Raw genomic sequence first — 23,357 nt, 5'->3', positions numbered from 1 at the left:
ACCCGCGGCCATCAGTACTTGTAAGCCTGACGCCCGATCAGCAGCCACTTGCCTTTTTGCTTCTGCCAGACCTGGAAGTTGTCGATGTCGGTGGGGACTTCAACGCCACTGTTCACGGCCAACGCGTGGAAGTGGTTGCGTACCAGCGCGGTGTCGCCTTGCAGGGTGATGGTCTGGTTCTGCATCTCCAGGGTCTTGAAGGCGCTGGTGCGGGTTTCCAGGTCAGCGATGAATTGCGCCTTGTTCTGCACCTTGCCGCTGGAGTGGCCGTAGGTGAGCTTGTCGGACGTCAGCGCGTGAAGCTGCTTGAGGTCCAGGTGCAGCATGGCTTGGGTCAGTTGGTCGACCGCTTGGGCCACCTCCTTCTCGGCGGTAGCGGGCGCCGCTGCGACATACCCGGTGAACAGGCACAGAAAACCGATCAGCAGTTTGAGTTTTTGCATGGGGGTTCCTTATTGTTGTTGGAGGATAGACACGTTACAGATTATGTCATCGTACAACATTGCAATATTCAGCTCGATTTTGGAATGTAAATTTTCGATTATTTATATAAACACCCGCCTGGCATTTGTATTGAGATTGTTTTGTTCTTGTACGACATCCCATCACTAAGCAAGAATGGTCCTCCGTCTAACAATAAAATAACGGAGACACACCATGGCATTTCCTCCTCTGCCTGCGCGGGCCGACCACAGTCGCCGCGTCTTCCTCAAGCGCTCCCTGGCTGTTTCCGCATCGGTCGCGGTGCTCGGCAACGTGCCTGGCCTGGCAGAAGCCGCCGAACCCTTGAGCCAGCGTTATCCCGACCCACTGATCAACGTGCTCGATGACAGCTTCCTCGAGTTGCGCCTGTTCAACGCCAGCGTCGAACGGCTCGCGACCGGCCTGCGCTGGGCCGAGGGGCCGGTATGGATCGGCGATGGCCGCTACCTGCTGGTCAGCGATATCCCCAACAACCGCATCCTGCGCTGGGACGAAGTGACCGATAGCCTGTCGGTGTACCGTGACAACGCCAATTTCTCCAACGGCATGTGCCGTGATCGCCAGGGCCGTCTGCTGGTGTGCGAAGGTTCGACCACCACGAGTGAGGGCCGGCGAATCAGCCGGACCGAACACAACGGCCGCATCACCGTGCTGGCGGACAGTTTTGACGGCAAGCCTTTCAATTCGCCCAACGATATCGTGTGCAAACGTGATGGCTCGGTGTGGTTCACTGACCCGCCTTTCCAGACCGGCAATAACTATGAAGGGCACAAGATCACACCCGCCCAGCCCCACGGCGTTTATCGTATCGACGCAGACAGCGGCAAGGTCACGCGGGTGATCGATGACCTCAGCGGGCCTAATGGCTTGTGCTTTTCCCCGGACGAAAAAATCCTGTATGTGGTGGAAGGCCGGGCCAAACCCAACCGGCTGGTCTGGGCCATCGACGTGAAGGACGACGGCACGCTCGGCGCACGTCGCAAGCATATCGAAGGGTTTGACTACGCAGCGCTGGACGGCATCAAATGCGACGAGAGCGGCAACCTGTGGTGCGGCTGGGGCGGCAACGGTGACCCCAAGGCCGACCTGGAAAAACTCGACGGCGTGCGTGTGTTCAATCCGCAGGGCAAGGCGATCGGGCATATCTCGCTGCCGGAGCGCTGTCCCAACCTGTGTTTTGGCGGCCGCGAGGGCAACCGCCTGTTCATGGCGGGCAGCCATTCGATCTACGCGTTGTTCGTCAATACGCGCGGCGCCGATTTCGCCGCGTGACGCGAAAGAAAACCACGGTGAACGTCGGTTGACCGGCGTTCACCGTTGCATTTTGGCGCTATGCTGCTGGCTCCTGAGGCATCGGAGCGTCAAGCAAATGGACTTCAATTGGCACAGCGACCCCATCACCCGGGCCACACCCGTGACCCGTCACTACAAAAACACCCAGAACGTGCGCCGCTTCATGCTGGAACACTGCGGCCCGGGGTTCAAGTTCGACCGTCCCTTCATGGCCTGGATTCGCAACGACCAGCCCAAGACCCTGGGTGATGTGGTGGATGAGTGGCTACGTCGAAACGAGGATTCACGCCCGTGACACCCGATGAAAAATACCAGGGTGCCCAGCGACGCCTCGGCGATGGCAATAGGTATCTACACATCTTTGTAGTGAGCGGGCTTGTCCCGCGCTGGGCTGCGAAGCAGCCCCAAACCAGGCGACCGGATTCTACCTGAAGCTCGGCGATGCATTTATTGGGGCGGCTTCGCCACCCAGCGCGGGACAAGCCCGCTCACTACAGGGATACTTTTCAGTCGTTGATAGTTGTGTAGATACCTATGCTGCGATGGCGGTGGGTCAGTCGGCATATCTGTCACTGAAAGGCCGCTTTCGCAGGCAAGCCAGCTCCCACAGTTGAATGGTGCTTAGCCTGCTGCCTGCGGTGGGATCTGGAGTTTGCGGCCGGTGACGGTGTACGCCGAATCGGCCTGAAATACATTCAAAAATGTGGGAGCTGGCTTGCCTGCGAAAGCGGTGGGTCAGTCGCATATCTGTACCTGAAAGACCGCAATCGCAGGCAAGCCAGCTCCCACAGTTGCATGGTGTTTAGCCTGCTGCCTGCGGTGGGATCTGGGGTTTTCGGTCGGTGACGGTGTACGCCAAGTCGGCCTGGAATACGCTCAAAAATGTGGGAGCTGGCTTGCCTGCGAAAGCGGTGGGTCAGTCGGCATATCTGTACCTGAAAGACCGCAATCGCCGGCAAGCCAGCTCCCACAGTTGCACTGTGTTTAGTCTGCCGCCAACGGCGGTGTACGCGGCGGGATCTGGCGTTTGCTGCCCGTCGCTTCATACGCCGAAGCAAATCGCAGCAACGCCGAATCGTCATAGGCACGCCCGGCAAACGTCAGCCCCACCGGCATGCCGATATCCGCCATCACGCCCATCGGCACGGTGACGGTCGGCACGCCGAGGTGGCGGATGGCGAGGTTGCCGTTGGCCACCCAGACGCCGTTGCTCCAGGCGATATCGGCGCAGGCTTCGTTCACGTCGGCATCCGCCGGGCCCACGTCGGCCACGGTGGGAAACAGCACCGCGTCGAGGCTGAGCGTGTCCATCCAGTCTTCCAGGTCGATGCGCCGGGTTTGCTCCAGGCCGCGCAGGCCGTCGGGAACGCTGCTGATCCGGTCCCACGGGGTAATACCGCGCTCGGCCATGCGCACGTATTCGTCCATGCCGGCCGCCAGGTCGTCTTCACGGTTGGGCAGGGTGCCTGGGTCGTGGGGGAAGATCTTCGGCCCGTCCACATCCGCCAGGCGGTTGAGGGCGGGGTCGTTGTTGGCGCGCAGGAAGTCATCGAAGGCCCAGGCCGACAGTTCCCACAGTTCGTCGTGGAGGAATTCCTTGGACACCAGCCCGCGGGTAAACACGGTGGGCGCGCCGGGGCGGTCGCCTTCGCAGTTGGACACCAGCGGGAAGTCCACTTCCACGACTTCGGCACCGGCAGCTTCCAGCGCCTGGCGTGCGGCTTGCCACAGCGCGATCACGCTGGCGCGGGTATTGATTTTCTGCCCGGTCGGGCCGCCGATACCCGGTTTTTCGCTGGTACCGGCATCCGGGTCTGCATTGATGTACATGCGCGGCACGCCAAAGCGCTTGCCCGCGAGGGACTCGGGCGTCGCCGCCAGTTCAGCGTAGGACGCCGGGCGCACCGAAGCGACACTCGGGATCGGCACCCACGGCTGCAGGCGCCACAGGTCGCCACGGGTGTCCGGGTCTTCGGCCACCACCACCTCGAGTATCTCCAGCAGGTCGGCCATGGTGCGGGCGAAAGGCACGACCACGTCCATGGTCGGCGTCAAAGGCCAGTTGCCGCGCACCGAAATCACCCCTCGGGACGGAGTGTAGGCGCACAGTCCATTGTTCGACGCGGGGCCGCGTCCGCTCGACCAGGTTTCTTCCGCCAAACCGAAGGCTGCAAAGCTGGCGGCCGTCGCGGTGCCGGCGCCGTTGGACGAGCCGGAGGCAAACGGTGCAGTCAGGTAGCCGGCGTTATACGGGCTTTCCGCGCGGCCATACACGCCACGCTGCATCCCGCCATTGGCCATCGGCGGCATATTGGTCTTGCCCAGGCAGATGGCGCCCCCGGCGCGCAGGCGCTCGATGGTGAACGCGTCGCGCTGGGCGACCAGGTTGGCAAACGCCGGGCTGCCGGATGCCGCAGTCAGGCCCTTGACCAGGTAACTGTCCTTGGCGGTGTAGGGGATACCATCCAACGGCCCAAGGGTTTCACCCCTCATCCGGCGTGCATCGGACGCCTCGGCTTCCTTCAGGGCGTCGGGGTTGCGCACCACCACGGCGTTCAGCGCGGTGGCCGTCTGCGGACCGTCATAGGCATCGATCCGTGCCAGGTAAGCCTTGACCAGTTCAACGGCTGTGGTCTGGCCGGATTCGAGCGCAGCGCGCAATTGGGCAATGGAGACTTCGGTAACTTGCATCACGTTTTTTTCGCCGCCTTCAAGTGGGGGTGTATGGCGGCAGTCTACGTACAGCTATTTCACAAAACCAGCGCCGCATCATCCCCCTGGGCGCCGCGCATCACCTGCCAGGTGGCCGCGTCAGCGGGAATCAGGTGTTCGATGCGCAGGGAGGCGAGGGTGATGTCCTGGGGCATGCCGAAGGTGGTGAAGGTAGACAGAAAGCTCAGTACGCCCTGGGTGGAGCGCACGCGCGTCAGCACCAACGGTGGCAGATGCGCGGGCAGCTCGGTGTCTGTCGGCGTGGGTAAAGTTGCGAGTAGCGCGGCCAGTTCGGGATTGCCCAGCGCTTCGCGGGCCGCACGCTGCCAGGCCAGGGTACGAATTTCGTCGGCATTGAGCAGGTGATCGCCCAGGCCGCCCGCTTGCAGCAAGGTGACCAGCAGGTTCACACCCTGCGCCGCATCCGGCGGGATGCCCACCAACGCAAACAGCGCATGGGTACTGGCATTCGCCGCCAGCACCTGCCATTGGCTGTCCAACAGGATAGCGGGGGCTGGATTGTTGGCGTGCAGCACATGGCTGACCGCTTCGCGGATCGCGGCCATGGCGGGGGAGGCGAGCGGCGTGGAGGGGTAGCGCGGGGCATACCCGGCCGCGAGGAATACGCGGTTGCGCTGGTCCAGCGGCGCCTCCAGCGCCGCGAGCAGCGTATGCAAGGTGCCGGGGCTCGGCTTGGCACGGCCCGTCTCGATGCAACTGAGGTGCCGTTGGGAAACCCCCGTGATCAACGCCAGATCGAGTTGGCTCAGCTTGGCCAGCCTGCGCAAGTGGCGCAGTTGTTCGCCAGCGGTGGAAGAGTAGTCCGTGACCAAACCATGACCTCCGAGGTCATTGCGAGGGGCCGAACCTTACCACTAACTTAAGCTTCGATCACTTCAAGGAGGCCACCATGAAAAGACCCTCTATGGCCCTGGCCGCGTTGCTCGGGTTTTCCCTGTACACCCTGGCGACGATGCTGACTGCCGAGCAGTCGCTGTTGTCGTTTGGCCGGGAGTTGATCTCGCGTCCGGACACCGCGCAAGTGGTGATCGACCTGTACCTGATGGCGGTGCTGGCGTGTGTGTGGATGTACCGGGACGCGCGGCGCCGGGGGCGCTCGGTGTTGTCGGTCATGCCGTATTTTTTGCTGACGGCGGTATTTGTGTCGGTGGGGCCGTTGCTCTATCTGGTGGTGAATGGGGGCCGGGATGAGTGAGCTTTTGCAGGTTTACGCACTGTGTGTGCTGGTGCTGTGCCTGAAGATGTTCGCAATATCCTGCTACCAGGGTTTTTTTCGCCTCAGGAGCCGGGTGTTTACCAATCCCGAAGACGCGGCATTCTTCAGTCGCGCCGTGCACTCAGTGCAGTTGCCGCAGGTTGTGAGGGCGGCCAGGGCATGGGCCAATGACCTGGAAAATATTCCGCTGTTTTTTGTGATTGGCGGGTTGTGTGTGGTACTGGTGACTTCCAGTGAGATGACTGCTGGGCTGTTCGTTGGTTTTACCTTGGCACGCATGGCACATACGCTACTTTATCTGGGCGGATGGCAGCCCTGGCGCACCCTGGCGTATGCGGTCGGCACAGTATGCCTGTTCGGGCTTGGCGGGTTGGTGGCTTGCGCAATGATATGAGCGCTTCACCGCAGACATTTGATCCAGGTTGCTGTAAGCACTGCGTTCGCTGAACTGGCCTGGTATTTATTGCCGGGGCACTACCACGCGAAAAAGCGTCCCCGCCGCCCGATCCGACTCCACTTCGATCACCCCTTGATGGGATGCCGCAATTTCCGAAGCAATGAACAACCCCAGCCCAAGGCCGGCCGTCGGCCCGTGTTCAACCACCGAGCGCTGGGAAAAGCGCCCCATGGGGTTGAAGATAAACGGCAGCACATCGACCGGGATGGGGTCGCCGTGGTTGTGCGCGGTAAACACAACCGTTTCAGCTGATGCCGCCAGTCGCACCGTGATCGGTGACTGCGCATCGCCGTGCTGCACCGCATTGCCGATGATGTTGGAAAACACCTGCTCCATGCGTGGGCCATCGAAGGCGCCGATGGTCGGGGTGTCGGCTTCGAACAGGATATTTGACTCGGGGTGAAACGCGCGCAACTCCTCGACGATGCGTTCGCAGATCGGTGCCAGGTCGGTCGTCGTGCGCTTGACCGGAATGCCCGGGCCCATCTGGCAACGCGTCAGATCCAGCAGGTCGCCAACGATCTGGCTGGCGCGTTGCACGCTGGAGTAGATTTGCCTGGCCACCCGCGTACCGCGTTCGTCTGCGGTGGGGGAGCGCCTGAGGATATCGGCGCCCAGCAGGATCGCGCCCAAAGGCGTGCGCAGGTCGTGACCGAGGATGCCCAGGAACACATTGCGCGAGGCTTCCACGGCGCGCGAGTAACTGGCGATGGATTCCGCCAGCGCCTGATCGATAGCCTCGTGAAAGCGGTTCATGTCGTCGACTGCCAGCGGCGTGCCGTGTTTGATCTGATTGAGCCATTGGCTGAGCACGCTGGTGCGCAACGCCCGGTACTCAGACACCATCTGGTCGATGGAGAACCCCGCCATCAGGCGCGTGACCGCGTGGGTTTCAGCGGGGGTCTCATCGTCCTGCTGCGGTGCCAACCCTTGGGCCTTGTCAATTTGTTCCTGTACGGTCTGGGTGGTTCGCAGGTCGAGCACGATGGCGCGCAGCATCTGCTCGGCGTGGTCACGCAGGCCCGCACGGTCGAGGTCGGCCCCTGGGGTCTGGATGGTGCGGGCAAAGTCTTCCCAGGCCTGGAGGATCGGCTCGAGGTTCTCAAGAATGAAGTCGGGCAGGCGCATGCGAAGATCCTAGGAGGGGCAGAAACGCACGGGAAGCTGCCAAACAAGGATTTAAGCACGGAATGACCCGCTCATGCTGCGCAGGCGTCCTTGCCTGCGTCAATCATAGGCTGGTCAGACGCCTTTGGTGGAAGGCAGCAAGACCGTCAGGATGCCCACCAGCGGCAGGAACGAGCACAACGTGTAGACGTATTCGATGCCGTGGGTGTCGGCGAGCAAGCCGAGCAAGGCCGCGCCAATCCCGCTGAAGCCGAACATCAGGCCGAAGAAGATCCCGGCGATCATGCCGACATTGCCTGGCACCAGTTCCTGGGCAAACACCACGATGGCCGAGAATGCCGAGGCGAGGACAAAGCCGATCACCACGCTCAACACCGCCGTCCAGAACAAGTCGACGTAGGGCAGGGCGAGGGTGAACGGCGCGGCGCCGAGGATGGAAAACCAGATGACCTTCTTGCGGCCGATCTTGTCGCCAATCGGGCCGCCGGCGAAGGTGCCGACGGCCACCGCACCGAGGAACAGGAACAGGTACATCTGGGAGCTGGCGACCGACAAATGGAATTTTTCGATCAGGTAGAAGGTGAAGTAGCTGGTCAGGCTGGTCATGTAAAAGTATTTGGAGAACACCAGCACGGCCAGCACCACCAGGGCGAAGGTCACGCGGCCCTTGGACAAGCCATGGGTGGCTTTGCCGCCCTGCTTGAGCTTGAACAGGTTGAGGTGGTTGCGGTACCAGCGGCTCAGGCCATACAGCACCAGGATCGCAAACACGGCGAACAGCCCGAACCAGGCGATATGGCCCTGGCCGTACGGAATGATGATCGCCGCCGCGAGCAACGGGCCCAAGGCGCTGCCGGTGTTGCCGCCGACCTGGAACGTCGATTGCGCCAGGCCGTAGCGACCGCCGGAAGCCAGGCGCGCAACGCGCGAGGTCTCCGGGTGGAAGGTCGACGAGCCAACGCCCACCAGCCCGGCGGCCAGCAGTATCGCGGGAAAGCTGCCGACGTAGGCCAGCAGCAGGATGCCGATCAAGGTGCACACCATGCCCGCCGGGAGCAGCCAGGGCTTGGGATGGCGGTCGGTGTGGTAGCCGATCCACGGCTGCAGCAGCGAGGCGGTCAATTGGAAGGTCAGGGTGATCAGGCCCACCTGGGCGAACGACAGGCCGTAGTTGGCCTTGAGCATCGGGTAGATCGACGGCAGCACGGCCTGGATCAGGTCATTGATCAAATGCGCCAGGGCGCAGGCGCCGAGGATGCGCATGACCAAGGGGCTGGCTTGGGGCGCAGGGGTTGCAGCGGCGGGTGACGCAGTGAGGGTCGACATGCAGGCATTCCATACAAGGCAGCTGATCAAAGGCGGCAACTTCTTAAGGTCGCCATCCATTACAAAATGATTCGGCGTTTATGCTAGATTCGCCGCAAATGCCTGTCTCGCGTAATTCGGGCGGCAACCATCGCAAAAAGGGCGAAATGATCAAATCACTGGATATATTCTTACAGGAGATCGACGAAGGCGACTGGGCGGTCGTCAGTTCGGCCACCGATTATCCGGAAAACTGGATGATCCCCGACCACAGCCATGAAAAGCACCAGCTCTTGTATGCGACCGAGGGCGTGATGGTGGTGCATTCGGCGCAGAACCAGTGGACGGTGCCGCCCAACCGTGGCTTCTGGATGCCCTGTGGGCACGTGCATTCCCTGCGGTGCGTGGGGCCATTGAAGATGCGCAGCGTGTTCGTTCGCCCCGACAGCTTTCCCAACCTGCCCACCGAGACCAAGGCGGTGAGCATTTCGCCGCTGTTGAGCGAGCTGATCAAGGCGTCGGTGAGCTTGAAGCCGCCCTATGCCGAAGACTCACGGGATGCGCGGATCATGCACCTGATCCTCGACGAACTCGCGCTGTTGCCCGCTTTGCCGTTGTCGCTGCCGTTGCCGGCCGAGCCGCGTATCCATCGTATCTGCCTGGCGTTGCAGGATGAACCGGGCGATGCCTCCACCGTGGCGGACTGGAGCGAGCGCCTGCACCTGGACCAGAAAACTATCCAGCGCCTGTTTCGCAAGGAAACCGGCATGACCTTCGGCCAATGGCGCCAGCAGGCGCGGCTGTTGTTGGCGCTGGAACGCATCGCAGTGGGCGAGAAGGTGATCGATATCGCCCTGGAGCTGGGCTATGACAGCCCCAGCGCGTTCACCAGCATGTTCAAGAAACAGTTCGGCAAGACGCCGAGCCAGTTTTTCCGCTAGCGTCGGGCGCGATCACAGCACGCTGATTGCGTGCACGTCCAGCAGGTCGTTGAAGGTGTCGTTATCCAGCGGTTGGCTGAGGAAATAGCCCTGGCCTTCTTCACACGACACGGCCTTGAGCAATGCCAGATGTTCAGCGGTTTCGACGCCTTCGGCGGTGACCGTCAGTGCCAGGGCGCGGCCCAGGCCGACAATGGCCTGGATAATCGCCTTGTCATCGTCACTGTCTTCCAGCCGGGTCAGGAAGCTGCGGTCTATTTTCAAGCCGTCGAACGGGAACGCACGCAGGTAACTCAGGGAGGAGTAGCCGGTCCCGAAGTCGTCCATGGCGATGCGGATGCCCAATTGCTTGAGCGTATTCATGACCTCAAGCGCCCCGGTGGCATCTTCGAGCATCACGCTTTCGGTGATCTCCAGCTCCACGCGCGCAGGGTCGATGCCGGAGGCGTCAAGCGCCTGGCGTACGCGCGCCACCAGGTTGCCGCGCTTGAATTCCGTGGGTGACAGGTTCACCGACACAAACAGATGTTCCGGCCACTGGGCTGCGCACGCGCAGGCGGTTTCGAGTACCCAGTCGCTCAGCGCCAGGATCAGGCCGGATTCTTCGGCAATCGGAATAAAGGTGTCCGGCGCGATCAGGCCGCGCGTCGGGTGTTGCCAACGCACCAGGGCTTCGGCGCCTACCATCTGCCCGTCGGCAATGCGATAGCGCGGTTGGAAGTGCAGGCGCAGCTCGGCGTGCTTGATCGCAAAGCGCAGGTCGCTTTCCAGACGGCGACGCTCGATGATGCGCGCGTTCATCTCGCCGGAGTAGAAGCGCCAGGTATTACGACCCGCCGCCTTGGCTTCGTACAAGGCAATGTCGGCGTAGCGCAGCAGCTCCGTGGCTTCGCGGGCATCGTTGGGGGCGATGGCAATGCCGATGCTGGCGCTGATGAACACTTCCTGCTCGTCAATCTTGATCGTCCGCTCGATGGACTCGATCAAGCGATAGCACAGGGCTTCGACTTCGTCTGGCGTGCCTGCATCAACCAGGATCAGCACAAACTCATCCCCGCCGACGCGGGCCACCAGATCGCCGTGGCGCACGCAGTCGGCCAGGCGTGTGGACACTTCGTTGAGCACCCGGTCGCCGGCGGCGTGTCCGAGCAGGTCATTGACCGGCTTGAACCGGTCAAGGTCCAGGCTGAGCATGACCAGCGACTGCTTGGAGGTGGGCAATGCCTTGAGCTTGCCGTCGAGGAAGCTTTGCAGGCGCGTGCGGTTGGCCAAGCCGGTGAGTGCGTCATGCTGGGAAAGGAACTCGATGCGTCGACGGGCCTCGACTTCTTCGGTCACGTCGGTGGCAGTGCCGCGAAACCCGCCGCAGGGCATCTGGCGCGCCGACAAGCGCGTGCTACGCTCCTGTCCCCGCGCATCGACGTAGCGACATTGCACGCTGATGTCCGGGCGCCGCCCCGGCGCGTTGAGCCACTGGGACAGCAGGCCGGTTTCGGTCTGCAGCAAGTCGTTCATCGTGGCCCCGATCCAGGCACGCCGAGCCAATCCGGTGACGCCTTCGAAGCGCTCCGACAGGTAGGTAAAACGCCAACCGGCATCGATTTCCCAGACCCAATCGGAACTGGCCTCCACCACATCGCGAAAGCGTGCTTCGCTGGTGGCCAGGGCATCCTGGCTATTGCGCAGCGAGGAATGACTGGCGTCCAGGGCGAGCGCGGCGGCCGTGGTGCGGCGTGAAATCACCCAAGTCATCAGGCACACCAGCAACGCGGCCAGGCCCAGCAGCGGCAGGCCTACACCCATCAGGCGCAAACCGGGGCGAGTCGGTTCCCAGTGCAGGCTGCCGGCGGCGCCGTTGTCGCCGAGGGGGAAGAGCAGGGTCTTGCCGACTTCATCGTGGCTGGCGATGTGCAGTTTATCCACGCCGAAATCATTGCCGATCACGGCCAGCTTGGCGCTGTCGAGGATGTCGATGAAGATCAGCACCGACGGTTGTCGGCCATCGGTAGAGACCGTGGGATCGGTGCCCGGTGTGATGGCGGCGGCGGCCACCAGCGCGGGGCTGCCGTGCACATTGATAAAGGCCGTGGTCGGCGTCTCGTCGTCTGCGCCGGCACGTGCCTGCTCGAGAATATCGCCAATGGGCTGGCCGAGCCATTGCGTGAGTTCGACGTTTTTCAGCTGGCCATCGATGACCGCATACACCGTGCGATTGGCGTCGTCGACCACAAACAGGCCCTGGAAACCGAAATCGTCATACAGCGTGGCGCCGATATTGCCCCGCACATAGGCCCAGTCCTCATCGACCTTAACGTGCAGGTGCTTGTAGGCATCGCTCCAGAAGGCGTAGTCCTTGACCGTGACCCGCAGGGCTTTCTCCAGGGATTGCACCGCTTTACGGGTATAGAAGGCGCTTTCAACCTCTTCGGACCGGTCCAATTCGTGGGCGAGAAAAACCAGCGAGTAGGCGGCGGCGGCGAAGACCACGGCGAGCAAGGCCATGAAGCGGAACAGGGAGGTGCGGGCCAGAGAAAGACTGGTTCGATCGGAAAGCGAGAGGGCGATAGGAGCGAGAGAGTTCGGCATTATTTCCCGCAGGGCGTCGCTGCAAGTCAGGGGTATGTCTTGCTATCGGCCGCTGCGGCAAAAAATTTAGATTGGGCAGGGGCGACCGGGTCGCCAAGGCCCTCGGTCAATTATCGGCGGTCAAATTCGCGAAAAAAATGCAGCCGATCAGCCGCGCAAACAGGCTGAGGGTTTCCGGCAGGTTGGGGTCTTCGAACAGCATCGCTCGCGAATCCAGCGCACACAGCGCGCCGAACAGGCGGCCATCGGGCAGGAAGATCGGCGCGCCGGCGTAGCTCTCGATGGCGTACTGCTTGACCACCGGGCGGGCGGCAAATCGGCCGTTCTGGCTGATCTGCGGGACGAACAAGGTGTGGGGGTCGACGCAGAACTCACTGCACAGCGTGGTTTCCAGATCGAGCACGTCATCGACATGAATGCCCATGTCGATGGTGTCGTGTACCGAGCACACTATCCAATCCTGGTCGGTGAACTTGGCAATGCCGGCAAAGCGCATTCCGGTGAGGCGGGTGACCAATTGCAGGATGCTGGTGGTGGCTTCTATTTCGGCAATAGCGGCGCGTTCGTCTGCGCTGAGCAGAGACTGTGGCGCGGTGACGCTTGGCAGCATATGTGACACTCCATTCGTGGGGTGGCCTGGGCCACCCCATCTGTTCAGGCGTTAGTTGATACGCGGGTGCTGCTGCACCAGATTCTGGCGCTTGGCTTCCAGCGCGGCAATCTCGGCGTCGATATCTTCGATCTTCTGCTCGATATTGTCATGGTGTTCCTGCAGCAATTCCTTGGCTTCTTCCATGTCGGACGCGGCCGGTGCCGCACCGCGCAGGGGTTTGTTGGCGGTTTCCTTCATGGTCAGGCCGGTCACCAGGCCGACCACCGCAAACACCATCAGATAATAGGCGGGCATGAACAGGTCGTTGGTACTTTCCACCAACCAGGCCACGGCGGTCGGCGTGAGGCCGGCGATCAGCACCGACACGTTGAACGCGCTCGCCAATGCACTGTAGCGCAGGTGGGTGGGGAACATCGCGGGCAGCGTCGAGGCCATCACGCCGATGAAGAAGTTCAGAACGATGGCAAGGATCAATAGGCCTGCGAAGATCAGCCCGATCTTGCCGCTGGTAATCAACATGAACGCCGGAATAGCCAGGAACAGCAGGCCGACACTGCCGGCGATGATGAATGGCCTGCGGCCGATCTTGTCGCTGACAAAACCGATGAACGGCTGCACGAACAACATGCCGACCATGATCGCGATGATGATCAGCACGCCGCTGTTTTCTTTGTAATGCAGGTTGTGCGACAGGTAGCTCGGCATATAGGTGAGCAGCATGTAGTACGTCACGTTGGTCGCCGCGACAATGCCGATGCAGGTCAGCAGGCTGCGCCAGTGTTTGGTCGCCACTTCCTTGAACGAGACCTTGGGGCCGTGGGTCAGGCCTTCGCGATCGCCTTGTTCGAGCTTGTCCATGTGCTGCTGGAAGGCGGGGGTTTCTTCCAGGGCATGGCGCAGGTACAGGCCGATGATGCCCAGGGGCAGGGCGAGGAAGAACGGCAGGCGCCAGCCCCAGGCTTCAAAGTCCGCTTCGCCCAGGACGCTGGAAATCAGCACCACGACGCCTGCGCCGAGCACGAAACCGGCGATGGAGCCGAAGTCCAGCCAACTGCCGAGGAAGCCGCGCTTGCGGTCCGGGGCGTATTCGGCGACGAAGATCGAGGCGCCGGTATATTCGCCACCCACGGAGAAGCCCTGGGCCATTTTGCACAGCAGCAGCAGGATCGGCGCCCAGATACCAATGGAGGCGTACGAGGGGATCAGGCCGATCGCGAAGGTGCTCAGGGACATGATCACGATGGTGGCGGCGAGCACCTTTTGTCGCCCGTATTTGTCACCCAGTGCACCAAAGAACAGGCCGCCCAGTGGACGGATCAGGAAGGGCACGGAAAACGTACCGAGCGCGGCGATCATTTGTACGCTGGGCGAGGCGTCGGGAAAGAACACCTTGCCGAGCACATAGGCGACAAACCCGTAGACGCCAAAGTCGAACCATTCCATGGCGTTACCCAGTGCGGCGGCGGTGATCGCCTTGCGCACCTTGGTGTCATCGACGATGGTGATGTCTTTCAATCCGATGGGCTTGACGCTTTTCTTACGTAATTTCATGCGGGACACTCTAAAGCAGAACAGGGGAGGTGCCATCGCAGCGATGGCACCGCTCTGTCAGTTCAGATACAAGCGGACACTAAATAATTCACCACGGTCTTGGTTTTTTTGCTTGCTTAGGTTTTGTAGTGAGCGGGCTTGCCCCGCGCTGGGGTGCGGAGCGCCCCCAATAACGACACCGCATTTTCATCCAGAACCCAGCCGCCTGGTTTGGGGCGGCTTCGCCACCCAGCGCGGGGCAAGCCCGCTCACTACAAGGATCATTATGACTACCACTGAATCGCGTCTTGTCTACCGTCAGCCCCTTCCCAGCGACCTGCAGCGATTGTTCGAGATCTTCGGCGATCCGCAGACCAACCAGTTCAACCCTGCCGGGCCCCTGGCCAATGTGGAGGCGGCGCAACGCCTGCTGGACCAATGGCTCCAACAGTGGGCGGCCGAGGGTTACGGCTGGTGGGCGATTGCCCGCAGGGAGGCGCCGGAATCCATCATCGGCTTTGGTGGCATCGCGCCTCTTAACTACCTGACCGAGCGGCGCGTCAACCTGGGTTACCGGTTCGCCGTGCAAGCCTGGGGGCAGGGCTACGCCACCGAAGTGGGTCGGGACGCCCTGACGCTGGCCTTCGAAACCCTCGGCTTGCCCGAAGTATTCGGCCTCGTGCGCCCGGACCACGCCGCGTCGATTCGTGTGCTGGAAAAGATCGGCATGCAGCCTTTCGGCCTGCTTGATGACGTAACGGGCAGGGCGCCGAGTCGGGTGTTCAGGGTTTGTCATCCTACAACTGCTACAACCTAATACTTCACACAACCTCGCAATAGCTCGATAAAGCGCAATCTTCAGATTGACAGCGTTCAGGCGTCCCGATATAAAAGCGGCAGTTGTACGACGACATATGTCGTTACATATGTCCTATCTAACAAAAATAAAAAGTGATGCCATGAATCTGATCGAGCCCATCCACGCTCACCGCGTTGGCCAAGCTGTAGGCAACTATCGCTGGACCATCTGCGCGATGCTGTTTTTCGCAACCACCGTCAACTACCTCGACCGCCAGGTGCTCAGCTTGCTGGCGCCGCAACTGTCGACGCAATTTGGCTGGAGCAACACCGACTACGCCAACATTGCCGCGGTGTTCCAGTTCGTCTACGCCATTTCCATGCTGTTCGCCGGGCGCTTCGTCGACAAGATCGGCACCAAGGCCGCCTATGTGTTGGCGATTGGCATCTGGTCCACTGGCGCCATCATGCATGCGTTCTCGGTGCCGATGGGCGAGGGCATCGCCGCCATCAGCGGTGCGATCGGCCTGGCGGTGATACCTGTGTCGATTGCCGGTTTCATGTTGTCCCGCGCGGTGCTGGCGATTGGCGAGGCGGGCAACTTCCCGATCGCGATCAAGGCCACCGCCGAGTATTTCCCCAAGAAGGAACGTTCGCTGGCCACCGGGATCTTCAACTCCGGCGCCAACGTCGGCGCAATCCTGGCGCCTATCTGCGTGCCGTTGATTGCCGGTCTGTGGGGTTGGGAAGCGGCGTTCATCGTGATCGGCGGGCTGGGTTTCGTGTGGGTCGCCGTGTGGATCGCGCTCTACAAGAAGCCGGATGAACAACCGCGTCTGTCCGCCGAAGAGCTGGCCTATATCCGCAGCGACCAGACCGTGCAGCCCTTGACCCCCGCGAGCGTTGGCGCGGTGGAGAAAAAAGTCTCGTGGTTCAAATTGCTCACCTATCGCCAGACCTGGGCGTTTGCCTTCGGCAAGTTCATGACGGACGGCGTGTGGTGGTTCTTCCTGTTCTGGCTGCCCACCTACCTGTCGGCGCAATACGGCATGAAAGGCCCCGATATCGTGCTGCCGCTGGCGGTGCTGTACAGCATGACCATGGTGGGCAGCATCGGCGGCGGCTGGTTCCCCAGCTACTTCATGGCGCGCGGGGATGCACCCTACGATGGCCGCATGAAAGCCATGCTGGTGATCGCACTGTTCCCGCTGGTGGTATTGCTGGCGCAGCCTTTGGGCTACATCAGCTTCTGGATACCGGTATTGCTGATCGGCGTGGGTGCATCTGCGCACCAGGCGTGGTCGTGCAACATCTTCACCACCGTGTCCGATATGTTCCCGCAGAAGACCGTGGCTTCGGTGGTCGGCATCGGCGGCATGGCCGGCGGCCTGGGCGGCGTGGTGATGACCAAGATCGGCGGCTGGGTGTTTGACTACTACAAGTCCATCAACGACATCCACACCGGCTACATGATCATGTTTGCGATTTGTGCGCTGGCCTATCTGGTGGCCTGGAGCGTGATGAAGGCACTGGTGCCGCGTCACAAGGAAATCACCGACCTGTAATTGGCACGGGCAGGTCGGCGCCATGCCTGCCTGCCAGGATGATTCGCACTGCCAGGACCACGCCGATCAGTACCGTCGCCAGGCCCGCCGCTTCCATCGGCGTCGGGCCGCGGCCTTCGAACGCCAGGCCGAGCAGGCTGGCGAACACGGATTCAAGGGCGATCAACTGACCACTGAGCACCATGGGCAGGCGCCGCGTCGCGGCGTTCCAGGCCCAGGCGCCGACCACGGTGGACATCAGCGCTATCACCAGGCTCCAGGCAAACAGCGGCGCCGCCTGTTCAACCCCGACACCGAGGACCGGCAGCCTCAGCAGCCCAAGGGCCAGCAACGGCGGCAACAGGCAAAGCGCGGCCACACCGGCGCCCACCAGCATCAGCGCGGTCCATGCTCCGGTCGCCTGAACCGGCAACCGGTCCAGGTGCTGTTGATTGAGCATGCTGAACAGCAACCATAGAGCAACGGCCCCCAACGAACACAACAGCCCCGCCAGCCAGGCGCCCGGGTTCAACGCCGGTTGATGGAGGCTGCCGAGGTTCGCCAGCAGCAACCCCACCAGCAGGCACGACAAAGGCGCGATCAGCCGGCCCCATTCGACGGTCTTGTGATGGGCATTGCCCAGCAAGGCGAGCAACAGCGGCACCATCCCGACCATCGCTGGCGTGAGCACGGGCCCTGCCAGGTGCACGCCAGCGGCGATGCATACGCCGTAACCCAGGCAACCCAGCGCTCCCAGGCCTGCGGCGAGTAACCGGCGGCCTGGTGTAATCAGCGGCAACCGAGCGCGACACAGGATGAGCCCGCCGACGCCCAGCACGCCTACGAACAGGAATCGCACCATCATCAGGTCGTAGAGGCTGTAGGGGCCGGTGACGTAGGGCGTGATGAAGTTCAGCGCCCAGCCCAGGGTTGCCACCAGCGCATACAGCAGGCCGAGAAACAGTGAGACAGCTGCCGGCTTCATCCGCGTACTCCATCCGGTAATCGACAGCCATGGTGCGCGGCCGCGCGGCTGTGCTACAAACGAGTTCTCGGCCCTGGATGCATAACCGCTGATTATGAATGCGCTCGGCAAAACCTTACCGCCCCTGGCCAGTTTGCTGCCCTTTGAATCGGCGGCGCGCCTGGAGAGTTTTTCCAAGGCGGCCGATGAACTGCACATCACCCAGGCCGCAATCAGCCGGCAGATCCGCGGGCTCGAGGACGACCTGGGGGTCAAGCTGTTCGTGCGGCGTAATCGCGCCGTGTTTCTCACGCCGCAAGGGCGCGAACTGGCAGGTGTGGTCAGCGCAGCGTTGCACCGCATCGGTGAAAGTGCCGCCAGCCTGCGTGCGACACGCAACAGCCACCGGGTGGTGTTGCTGTGCCAGTTGTGTGAAGCGTTTTATTGGCTGATGCCGCGCCTATCGACCTTTCACCAGCAATGCCCGCATATCGAGATCCAGGTGGTGACCACCACCCGGCCATTGACTGAATTCAACGACCCCTTTGACGTAGCCCTGCAAAGCACGCGGCGCGCCAGCGGGGCTCACTCCCTGATATTCACCGCTTCGGACGAAGTGTTTCCGGTGTGCAGCCCGGCCTACCTCAGCTCGGGCGAACCGCTGCCCTTGAGCGGGTTGCAACGCCAGACGCTCCTGCACCATAGCGCCCCGCCGCCGCACTTGATGGAGTGGGAGGAGTGGTTGCAGGTATTTGGCCAGGCATTGCCCGAGGACGCGCGCAGCGCGACGTTCGACAGCTACCCACTGATGTTGCAAGCCGCCGTGGAGGGACATGGGATTGCCATGGGCTGGCGTCGCACCGCGAGCCGCTTGATGCAAATGGGAGCGCTGGTGAGGCCGTGCGCCGAGAGCGTGCGCTTGCCCGAGGCTATCTCGGTTTACCGGCATCAGGCGGCGGGGTGGCGGGAGGAAGTGGCGGCGTTGCTCGCCTGGCTCGAGGCGCAACTGCAGGAGGAGTGACAGGGGCTTTGTCGCCCCTGTCGTGCGCGGTTATGGGTTACGCGTTACCCGCCAAACGGTGTTGGCCAGGTCATCGGCGATGATCAACGCGCCTTTCGGGTCCACCGTCACGCCCACCGGGCGCCCGCGGGTCTTGCCGTCGTCACCGCGAAAGCCGGTGGCAAAATCGACCGGCTCGCCGGAGGGCTTGCCGTTGCTGAAGGGCACGAAGATCACCTTGTAGCCCACCGGGTTGTCCCGGTTCCAACTGCCGTGTTCGCCGACGAAGACGCCGTCGGCGAATTTTTCGCCCATCTGCGGGATGGAAAAGTCCACGCCCAATGCCGCGACATGGGAACCCAGGCTGTAATCCGGCTTGATCGCGGCGGCGACTTTGGCCGGGTTCTGCGGCTGTGCACGCGGGTCGACGTTCTGGCCCCAATAGCTGTAGGGCCAGCCATAGAATGCGCCTTCACGCACGGACGTCAGGTAGTCCGGCACCAGGTCGGGCCCCAGTTCGTCGCGCTCGTTGACGACCGTCCACAGTTGCCCGGAACCCGGCTGAATGGTCAGCGCCGTCGGGTTGCGCAGGCCGGTGGCGTAGGGTTTGTGCGCGCCGGTCGCGGCGTCGATCTGCCAGACCATGGCGCGGTCGATCTCGACTTCCATGCCGCGCTCGGTGACATTGCTGTTGGAGCCGATCCCCACATAGAGCTGGCTGCCGTCTTCGCTCACCGCGAGAGACTTGGTCCAGTGATGATTGATCTGCGCCGGCAGGTCGGTGACCTTGGTGGCAGGGCCGGCGGCCTTGGTCTGGCCGTCGGCGTAGTCAAAGCTCACCAAGGCGTCCTGGTTGGCCACGTAGAGTTTACCGTTGGCGAACGCCAGGCCGTACGGCGCGTTGAGGTTGTCGGCGAAGACTGTCTTGAGTTCGTAGGTGCCATCACCGTCGGCGTCGCGCAGCAACGTCAGGCGGTTGCCGCCCTTGACCTTGGTGTTGCCCTCGGCCTTGATCAGGCTGGCGATCACATCCTTGGGCTTGAGCTTGGCCGCGCTGCCGCCCCGGCCTTCGGCCACCAGGATGTCGCCATTGGGCAGCACCAGGGTCTGGCGCGGGATGGCGAGGCCAGTGGCGATTGCGCTGATGCTGTAGCCTTCCGGTACTTTGGGTTTCTGTTCACCCCAGGGGACGGGCTCGGCAATCTTCATGCTCGGCAACAGGCTGCTTTGTTGCTCCGGCAACTTGGGGTCGGGGCCACGCGCCTGGGTCTTGTCACCTTCGCCACCGCACGCGGTCAGCAACAGGGCGGCACTTAACAGGGTCAGTGTGCTGGACGTTTTCATTGGGCGACTCCCGAGCGCAGGTTAGTCAGGCCGATCCACGCGGCAACCAATGCCAGCAGCGTGACGATCGCCGAGAGCACCAGGCCCGCAGGCATCATCGCGAAGGCGTCCTTGGCATGCTGGAAGGCATTGACCAGGCCCAGTACCCAGGCGGCGAGCAACAGCAGGAAATACGCGGCCGGTCGCCCGGATTTACGCTCGGCGCGAAGCAGATTGACCAGCGCGAACAACAGCGCGAATCCACTGAATACCAACGCGCCCGCAATCAGCCAGGACGCGAAGTTGGCCCATTGAATCTGGTAGGTCTGGCCGTAGGCAATGTCACTGAGCAGGGCGCCCAGAAACAACGGGACGCTGCCGGCAAGCAAGATTGCATGCAGCGCACCGGGCTTGGTGGGGTAGTAGGTGGGGAGGGTAGTCATGTGAAGGGCGGCTCCTTATTGACGTTGCACAGGGGAGTGCATAGGAAAGGAGCGTACGTTTTGTCAGAAAGTTCATTGGCTTTCGTGTCGGGATGTTATCGGGCCACGGTGTCTACAAACCTTTGTAGTGAGCGGGCTTGTCCCGCGCTGGGTAGCGAAGCCGCCCCAATAAAGACACCACGGAGCTCCAGACAGAACCGAGTCGCCTGGTTTGGGGCGGCTTCGCCACCCAGCGCGGGGCAAGCCCGCTCACTACCTATCGCCTCTGTGGTTGAGCAGTGAACCCCTGGCCGGGTTGGGCGCCTAAGCCTTTATAATCCCGACGATTGCCACCATCAGGCCCCCCATGACCCATCCCCGCATCGGCTTTGCCTGCCAGTACAAGCATCCCGAACGCCTGCTGTCGACCAGCGCCCTGAAGCTGATCGAAGGCCCGTTCAACCCGCGTACCACCACCCTGCGCTGGATGGACGGGGTCACCGCGCAAGTCGCCCGCGACAAGCTGGTGGAAGTGGTCACCCACAACCTGGCCGCCCAACTGCGCTTGTTGGCCTATGTGGCTGAACTGCCGCCGACCTTGCGCATGCTGCGCTTGAGCAGCGATCTGCTGCCGTTCTACAGCCACCCGAAAGTCGCCGCCGTGTACAAAGACCCCGCCATCGAACGTCAGTTGGCGCAAGGCTTCGCCGCCATCGGTGAACTGGCGCGCGCGTCGGACATTCGCCTGTCATTCCACCCTGGCCAGTACTGCGTGCTCGGTTCGGAAAACCCTGGCGTGGTGGAAAACAGCCTGGCCGAGTTCGAATACCACGCCGACATGATCCGCATGATGGGCTACGGCCGACGCTTCCAGGACCTCAAGTGCAACGTGCACATCGCCGGCCGCCTGGGTGTGGAAGGCACCCGCGCGGTGTGGTCGCGCCTGTCGGAGGTGGCGCGCAATTGCATCACCTTCGAGAACGACGAGAAAACCTACGGCCTCGATTACTGCCTGCAAATGGCTGACCTGGCGCCGGTGGTGCTGGACATCCACCATTGCTGGATCAATGAAAACGACTACATTGCGCCCGATTCCGAACGGGTTGCCCGCGTGATTGAAAGCTGGCGCGGCGTGCGCCCGACCATGCACTACTCGCAGCCGCAGGAAGTCTTGCAGGAACTGGGGTTCGACGCCGAGCAAAAGCTGGAAATGGAGGCGCTGTTGCAGGTGGTCTCCAAGCGCGATCTGTATGCTCACAGTGCGCAGATGTGGAACCGCTGGACCAATGACTACGCGCTGCAGTTTTTCGATCGCTTCGACATCATGCTCGAAGCCAAGGACAAGAACGTGGCGGCGCTGGCGTTTTATGAGCATTTCAAGCGCCGCTCAATCTAGAGAAAGGAGCCTTCACCCATGCCGACCCTGCACCTGTTGTGCGGCAAGATCGCCTCGGGCAAATCCACGCTCGCCAAGCACCTCGGCGTGCAACACAGCGCAGTGGTGCTGAGTGAGGACCAGTGGCTCGCGCGGCTATACCCCGGTGAGATCGCGTCAGTGGCGGATTACCTGCGCTGCGCTCAACGCATTCGCGGCGTGCTGGAGCCGCTGGTGATAGATATGCTGGCCGCAGGCGTCAATGTGGTGCTGGATTTCCCGGCCAACACCCTGGCCAATCGCACCTGGCTGGTGGGCCTGGCACGGACGGCGGGCGTACCGCACCGCCTGCACTACCTGGAACTGGACGACGCCACCTGCCGCGCCCGCCTGCACGCGCGCAATGCGCAAGGTGAACACGACTTTGCGGCGACGGATGCCGAGTTTGACCTGATCACACGGCATTTTTGTGCACCCAGTGAGGAGGAGGGGTTGGTGATTGAGGTGTATCGGCCGTGAGTAGAACGAACGCGAGAGGGGTCGACCAAGAGGGGTTCATCCTCACTGTTCCCCAGACGTGCATGCAGCCGTCATTTCAGCCATTGCTTGATGATGTCTGCACCTCGCTTTCGCGGGACGAACTGGGAATGGACGGCATCTACCTTTATGGCAGCATCGCCCGTGGTGACGCCGTGCCGGGTGTTTCCGACCTTGATCTCTCCCTGGTTCTGAGTGAATCGCCGACGCCTCAGGTATTGGAGCAGTTGGAAGCGGTGAGGCGCGACATTGAGCGTCGGTACCCGCTGGTCACCAAGGTTGATTTTGATATCGGCAGTCGCGCGCAGGTACTGGCGGCTGAGAACAAATACAGTTGGGGGTTCTGGCTCAAGCATCACTGCCGATGCCTGTGGGGTAATGACCTGGCACTGCGCTTTGAGCGGTTTCGCCCCTCACTGGACGTTGCCTTGGCAGTAAACGGAGACTTCGAATCGGTATTGACCGCCTACCTTGCGCGTATCGCGCGCGCCGAGACAGAGCAGCAGCGGCTTGTCTTGCAGCGTGAAGCCGCGCGCAAATTGCTCCGGGCCACGCAGGTGCTACGGCCGCAAGATGCGGTTACATGGCCTCAGACACTTGAAGAGCATGTTGCGCTGTTCGTTCAGGCGTATCCGATGAAGGTGACGGAGGTGGCATTTTTCCTGTTTGAAGCCAGAAATCCGAGTGCCGCCGCCGAAAAGTTCGCAGTGCGTCTCGAAGCGTTTTTGGCTTGGATGATTCTGGAGCAACGATAGTTTTCCTGATGCTCGTATGATCAAACGGAGTGTCAGGAGATGCTGATGCTAGCAATGCCGCCGCCTTCGCAGCCTCGCTGGGGCTCGACAGCTCCCACAGTTGAGCTGCGGTGCTGCTGAAAATGGCGCCAGTCGCTACACCGCAAATCCAACCGACAAAAGCCGATCCCTTGTGGGAGCTCTCGAGCTTTAGCGAGGCTGCGAAAGCGGAGTGTCAGGCGATGAAAATGCCAGCAATGCCGCCGCCTTCGCAGCCTCGCCGGGGCTCGACAGCTCCCACATTTGATCTTCGTCGCGGCTGAGATTGCGCCAGCCGCTACAACGCAAATCTAGCCAACACAGCCGATCCTCTGT

General features: G+C 62.0%; 22 protein-coding genes. 11 read left to right on the top strand and 11 right to left on the bottom strand.

The features are described from left to right. Positions 1 to 11 precede the first annotated feature (11 nt). On the bottom strand, positions 12 to 443 hold the full coding sequence (locus H0Z09_RS06995) for a nuclear transport factor 2 family protein (protein ID WP_076954624.1): 432 nt from the start codon (positions 441 to 443) through the stop codon (positions 12 to 14). 214 nt (positions 444 to 657) lie between these two features. Here H0Z09_RS06995 and H0Z09_RS06990 point away from each other — a divergent pair, with 214 nt between their 5' ends. Then, complete coding sequence (locus tag H0Z09_RS06990; RefSeq protein WP_186688859.1) at positions 658 to 1,755, top strand: SMP-30/gluconolactonase/LRE family protein; 1,098 nt, start codon at positions 658 to 660, stop codon at positions 1,753 to 1,755. 97 nt (positions 1,756 to 1,852) lie between these two features. After that, on the top strand, positions 1,853 to 2,071 hold the full coding sequence (locus tag H0Z09_RS06985) for a DUF6434 domain-containing protein (RefSeq protein WP_076954626.1): 219 nt from the start codon (positions 1,853 to 1,855) through the stop codon (positions 2,069 to 2,071). A 689-nt stretch (positions 2,072 to 2,760) separates the two neighbouring features. On the opposite strand, the gene H0Z09_RS06980 is transcribed toward H0Z09_RS06985, so the two are convergent. Together H0Z09_RS06980 and H0Z09_RS06975 are read right to left on the bottom strand one after the other, a co-directional pair. Continuing rightward, complete coding sequence (locus H0Z09_RS06980) at positions 2,761 to 4,470, bottom strand: amidase (RefSeq protein WP_186688858.1); 1,710 nt, start codon at positions 4,468 to 4,470, stop codon at positions 2,761 to 2,763. A 56-nt stretch (positions 4,471 to 4,526) separates the two neighbouring features. Beyond that, positions 4,527 to 5,321 carry a helix-turn-helix domain-containing protein gene (locus H0Z09_RS06975; RefSeq protein WP_186688856.1) on the bottom strand — a complete coding sequence of 265 codons (795 nt, stop codon included), beginning with the start codon at positions 5,319 to 5,321 and terminating at the stop codon, positions 4,527 to 4,529. A 77-nt stretch (positions 5,322 to 5,398) separates the two neighbouring features. Between H0Z09_RS06975 and H0Z09_RS06970 the strand changes: the two genes are divergently transcribed. Together H0Z09_RS06970 and H0Z09_RS06965 are read left to right on the top strand one after the other, a co-directional pair. Continuing rightward, positions 5,399 to 5,704 (top strand): DUF2834 domain-containing protein, encoded by a 306-nt coding sequence (locus tag H0Z09_RS06970; RefSeq protein ID WP_186688854.1) that lies wholly within the window; start codon positions 5,399 to 5,401, stop codon positions 5,702 to 5,704. Continuing rightward, positions 5,697 to 6,119 carry an MAPEG family protein gene (locus H0Z09_RS06965; protein WP_186688852.1) on the top strand — a complete coding sequence of 141 codons (423 nt, stop codon included), beginning with the start codon at positions 5,697 to 5,699 and terminating at the stop codon, positions 6,117 to 6,119. Before H0Z09_RS06970 ends, H0Z09_RS06965 begins: the two co-directional genes overlap by 8 nt. Before the next feature lie 66 nt (positions 6,120 to 6,185). On the opposite strand, the gene H0Z09_RS06960 is transcribed toward H0Z09_RS06965, so the two are convergent. Together H0Z09_RS06960 and H0Z09_RS06955 are read right to left on the bottom strand one after the other, a co-directional pair. Then, positions 6,186 to 7,310 carry a sensor histidine kinase gene (locus tag H0Z09_RS06960; RefSeq protein WP_186688850.1) on the bottom strand — a complete coding sequence of 375 codons (1,125 nt, stop codon included), beginning with the start codon at positions 7,308 to 7,310 and terminating at the stop codon, positions 6,186 to 6,188. Between the two features lie 114 nt (positions 7,311 to 7,424). After that, positions 7,425 to 8,636 carry an MFS transporter gene (locus H0Z09_RS06955; protein WP_186688848.1) on the bottom strand — a complete coding sequence of 404 codons (1,212 nt, stop codon included), beginning with the start codon at positions 8,634 to 8,636 and terminating at the stop codon, positions 7,425 to 7,427. Between the two features lie 98 nt (positions 8,637 to 8,734). On the opposite strand from H0Z09_RS06955, the gene H0Z09_RS06950 reads away from it, so the two are divergent. Beyond that, positions 8,735 to 9,556, top strand: a complete 822-nt coding sequence (locus tag H0Z09_RS06950; RefSeq protein WP_186688846.1) for a helix-turn-helix transcriptional regulator — start codon at positions 8,735 to 8,737, stop codon at positions 9,554 to 9,556. A 12-nt stretch (positions 9,557 to 9,568) separates the two neighbouring features. Here the strand turns inward: H0Z09_RS06950 and H0Z09_RS06945 are convergent, their stop codons facing one another. The 3 genes from H0Z09_RS06945 to proP all read right to left on the bottom strand — a co-directional run bounded on the left by H0Z09_RS06945 (position 9,569) and on the right by proP (position 14,306). Next, on the bottom strand, positions 9,569 to 12,142 hold the full coding sequence (locus H0Z09_RS06945) for an EAL domain-containing protein (RefSeq protein ID WP_186688844.1): 2,574 nt from the start codon (positions 12,140 to 12,142) through the stop codon (positions 9,569 to 9,571). 106 nt (positions 12,143 to 12,248) lie between these two features. Continuing rightward, positions 12,249 to 12,752 carry a GAF domain-containing protein gene (locus H0Z09_RS06940; RefSeq protein ID WP_186688843.1) on the bottom strand — a complete coding sequence of 168 codons (504 nt, stop codon included), beginning with the start codon at positions 12,750 to 12,752 and terminating at the stop codon, positions 12,249 to 12,251. Positions 12,753 to 12,803: 51 nt separating this feature from the next. After that, entirely contained in the window at positions 12,804 to 14,306 is a 1,503-nt protein-coding gene (gene proP, locus H0Z09_RS06935) for a glycine betaine/L-proline transporter ProP (RefSeq protein WP_076954635.1), read from the bottom strand. A gap of 265 nt (positions 14,307 to 14,571) precedes the next feature. On the opposite strand from proP, the gene H0Z09_RS06930 reads away from it, so the two are divergent. Both H0Z09_RS06930 and H0Z09_RS06925 read left to right on the top strand, forming a co-directional pair. After that, positions 14,572 to 15,102 carry a GNAT family N-acetyltransferase gene (locus tag H0Z09_RS06930; RefSeq protein ID WP_186688842.1) on the top strand — a complete coding sequence of 177 codons (531 nt, stop codon included), beginning with the start codon at positions 14,572 to 14,574 and terminating at the stop codon, positions 15,100 to 15,102. 142 nt (positions 15,103 to 15,244) lie between these two features. Then, on the top strand, positions 15,245 to 16,648 hold the full coding sequence (locus H0Z09_RS06925) for an MFS transporter (RefSeq protein ID WP_186688841.1): 1,404 nt from the start codon (positions 15,245 to 15,247) through the stop codon (positions 16,646 to 16,648). Here the strand turns inward: H0Z09_RS06925 and H0Z09_RS06920 are convergent. Next, positions 16,635 to 17,612, bottom strand: coding sequence for a DMT family transporter (locus tag H0Z09_RS06920; RefSeq protein ID WP_186688838.1), 978 nt, complete (start codon positions 17,610 to 17,612; stop codon positions 16,635 to 16,637). The two genes, H0Z09_RS06925 and H0Z09_RS06920, sit on opposite strands and share 14 nt — an antisense overlap. Before the next feature lie 94 nt (positions 17,613 to 17,706). On the opposite strand from H0Z09_RS06920, the gene H0Z09_RS06915 reads away from it, so the two are divergent. Next, complete coding sequence (locus H0Z09_RS06915; RefSeq protein WP_186688836.1) at positions 17,707 to 18,612, top strand: LysR substrate-binding domain-containing protein; 906 nt, start codon at positions 17,707 to 17,709, stop codon at positions 18,610 to 18,612. Positions 18,613 to 18,642: 30 nt separating this feature from the next. On the opposite strand, the gene H0Z09_RS06910 is transcribed toward H0Z09_RS06915, so the two are convergent. Continuing rightward, positions 18,643 to 19,935, bottom strand: coding sequence for a sorbosone dehydrogenase family protein (locus H0Z09_RS06910; RefSeq protein ID WP_186688834.1), 1,293 nt, complete (start codon positions 19,933 to 19,935; stop codon positions 18,643 to 18,645). Further along, on the bottom strand, positions 19,932 to 20,357 hold the full coding sequence (locus H0Z09_RS06905; RefSeq protein ID WP_186688831.1) for a DUF2231 domain-containing protein: 426 nt from the start codon (positions 20,355 to 20,357) through the stop codon (positions 19,932 to 19,934). Before H0Z09_RS06905 ends, H0Z09_RS06910 begins: the two co-directional genes overlap by 4 nt. 346 nt (positions 20,358 to 20,703) lie before the next feature. Between H0Z09_RS06905 and H0Z09_RS06900 the strand changes: the two genes are divergently transcribed. The 3 genes from H0Z09_RS06900 (at position 20,704) to H0Z09_RS06890 (ending at position 23,003) form a co-directional block, all read left to right on the top strand. Then, positions 20,704 to 21,732 (top strand): UV damage endonuclease UvsE, encoded by a 1,029-nt coding sequence (locus H0Z09_RS06900; protein ID WP_186688828.1) that lies wholly within the window; start codon positions 20,704 to 20,706, stop codon positions 21,730 to 21,732. An 18-nt stretch (positions 21,733 to 21,750) separates the two neighbouring features. Further along, entirely contained in the window at positions 21,751 to 22,230 is a 480-nt protein-coding gene (locus H0Z09_RS06895; protein ID WP_186688826.1) for an ATP-binding protein, read from the top strand. Positions 22,231 to 22,292: 62 nt separating this feature from the next. Then, entirely contained in the window at positions 22,293 to 23,003 is a 711-nt protein-coding gene (locus H0Z09_RS06890; RefSeq protein ID WP_186688824.1) for a nucleotidyltransferase domain-containing protein, read from the top strand. Positions 23,004 to 23,357 lie beyond the last annotated feature (354 nt).

This window comes from Pseudomonas sp. SWRI18, from assembly GCF_014268345.1.
Taxonomy (GTDB): Bacteria; Pseudomonadota; Gammaproteobacteria; order Pseudomonadales; family Pseudomonadaceae; genus Aquipseudomonas; species Aquipseudomonas cedrina.
Note: the sequence above shows the minus strand (reverse complement) of the source record. Positions and strands in the feature narration are given on the sequence as shown.

Excerpts from the sequence above, each read along its gene's own strand:
- H0Z09_RS06955 (WP_186688848.1), bottom strand. The coding sequence starts at position 8,636 with ATGTCGACCCTCACTGCGTCACCCGCCGCTGCAACCCCTGCGCCCCAA.
- H0Z09_RS06925 (WP_186688841.1), top strand. The coding sequence starts at position 15,245 with ATGAATCTGATCGAGCCCATCCACGCTCACCGCGTTGGCCAAGCTGTA.
- H0Z09_RS06990 (WP_186688859.1), top strand. The coding sequence starts at position 658 with ATGGCATTTCCTCCTCTGCCTGCGCGGGCCGACCACAGTCGCCGCGTC.
- H0Z09_RS06930 (WP_186688842.1), top strand. The coding sequence starts at position 14,572 with ATGACTACCACTGAATCGCGTCTTGTCTACCGTCAGCCCCTTCCCAGC.
- H0Z09_RS06940 (WP_186688843.1), bottom strand. The coding sequence starts at position 12,752 with ATGCTGCCAAGCGTCACCGCGCCACAGTCTCTGCTCAGCGCAGACGAA.
- H0Z09_RS06970 (WP_186688854.1), top strand. The coding sequence starts at position 5,399 with ATGAAAAGACCCTCTATGGCCCTGGCCGCGTTGCTCGGGTTTTCCCTG.
- H0Z09_RS06965 (WP_186688852.1), top strand. The coding sequence starts at position 5,697 with ATGAGTGAGCTTTTGCAGGTTTACGCACTGTGTGTGCTGGTGCTGTGC.
- H0Z09_RS06895 (WP_186688826.1), top strand. The coding sequence starts at position 21,751 with ATGCCGACCCTGCACCTGTTGTGCGGCAAGATCGCCTCGGGCAAATCC.
- H0Z09_RS06945 (WP_186688844.1), bottom strand. The coding sequence starts at position 12,142 with ATGCCGAACTCTCTCGCTCCTATCGCCCTCTCGCTTTCCGATCGAACC.
- H0Z09_RS06950 (WP_186688846.1), top strand. The coding sequence starts at position 8,735 with ATGCCTGTCTCGCGTAATTCGGGCGGCAACCATCGCAAAAAGGGCGAA.
- H0Z09_RS06900 (WP_186688828.1), top strand. The coding sequence starts at position 20,704 with ATGACCCATCCCCGCATCGGCTTTGCCTGCCAGTACAAGCATCCCGAA.
- proP (WP_076954635.1), bottom strand. The coding sequence starts at position 14,306 with ATGAAATTACGTAAGAAAAGCGTCAAGCCCATCGGATTGAAAGACATC.
- H0Z09_RS06960 (WP_186688850.1), bottom strand. The coding sequence starts at position 7,310 with ATGCGCCTGCCCGACTTCATTCTTGAGAACCTCGAGCCGATCCTCCAG.
- H0Z09_RS06890 (WP_186688824.1), top strand. The coding sequence starts at position 22,293 with ATGCAGCCGTCATTTCAGCCATTGCTTGATGATGTCTGCACCTCGCTT.
- H0Z09_RS06905 (WP_186688831.1), bottom strand. The coding sequence starts at position 20,357 with ATGACTACCCTCCCCACCTACTACCCCACCAAGCCCGGTGCGCTGCAT.
- H0Z09_RS06985 (WP_076954626.1), top strand. The coding sequence starts at position 1,853 with ATGGACTTCAATTGGCACAGCGACCCCATCACCCGGGCCACACCCGTG.
- H0Z09_RS06920 (WP_186688838.1), bottom strand. The coding sequence starts at position 17,612 with ATGAAGCCGGCAGCTGTCTCACTGTTTCTCGGCCTGCTGTATGCGCTG.
- H0Z09_RS06910 (WP_186688834.1), bottom strand. The coding sequence starts at position 19,935 with ATGAAAACGTCCAGCACACTGACCCTGTTAAGTGCCGCCCTGTTGCTG.
- H0Z09_RS06995 (WP_076954624.1), bottom strand. The coding sequence starts at position 443 with ATGCAAAAACTCAAACTGCTGATCGGTTTTCTGTGCCTGTTCACCGGG.
- H0Z09_RS06915 (WP_186688836.1), top strand. The coding sequence starts at position 17,707 with ATGAATGCGCTCGGCAAAACCTTACCGCCCCTGGCCAGTTTGCTGCCC.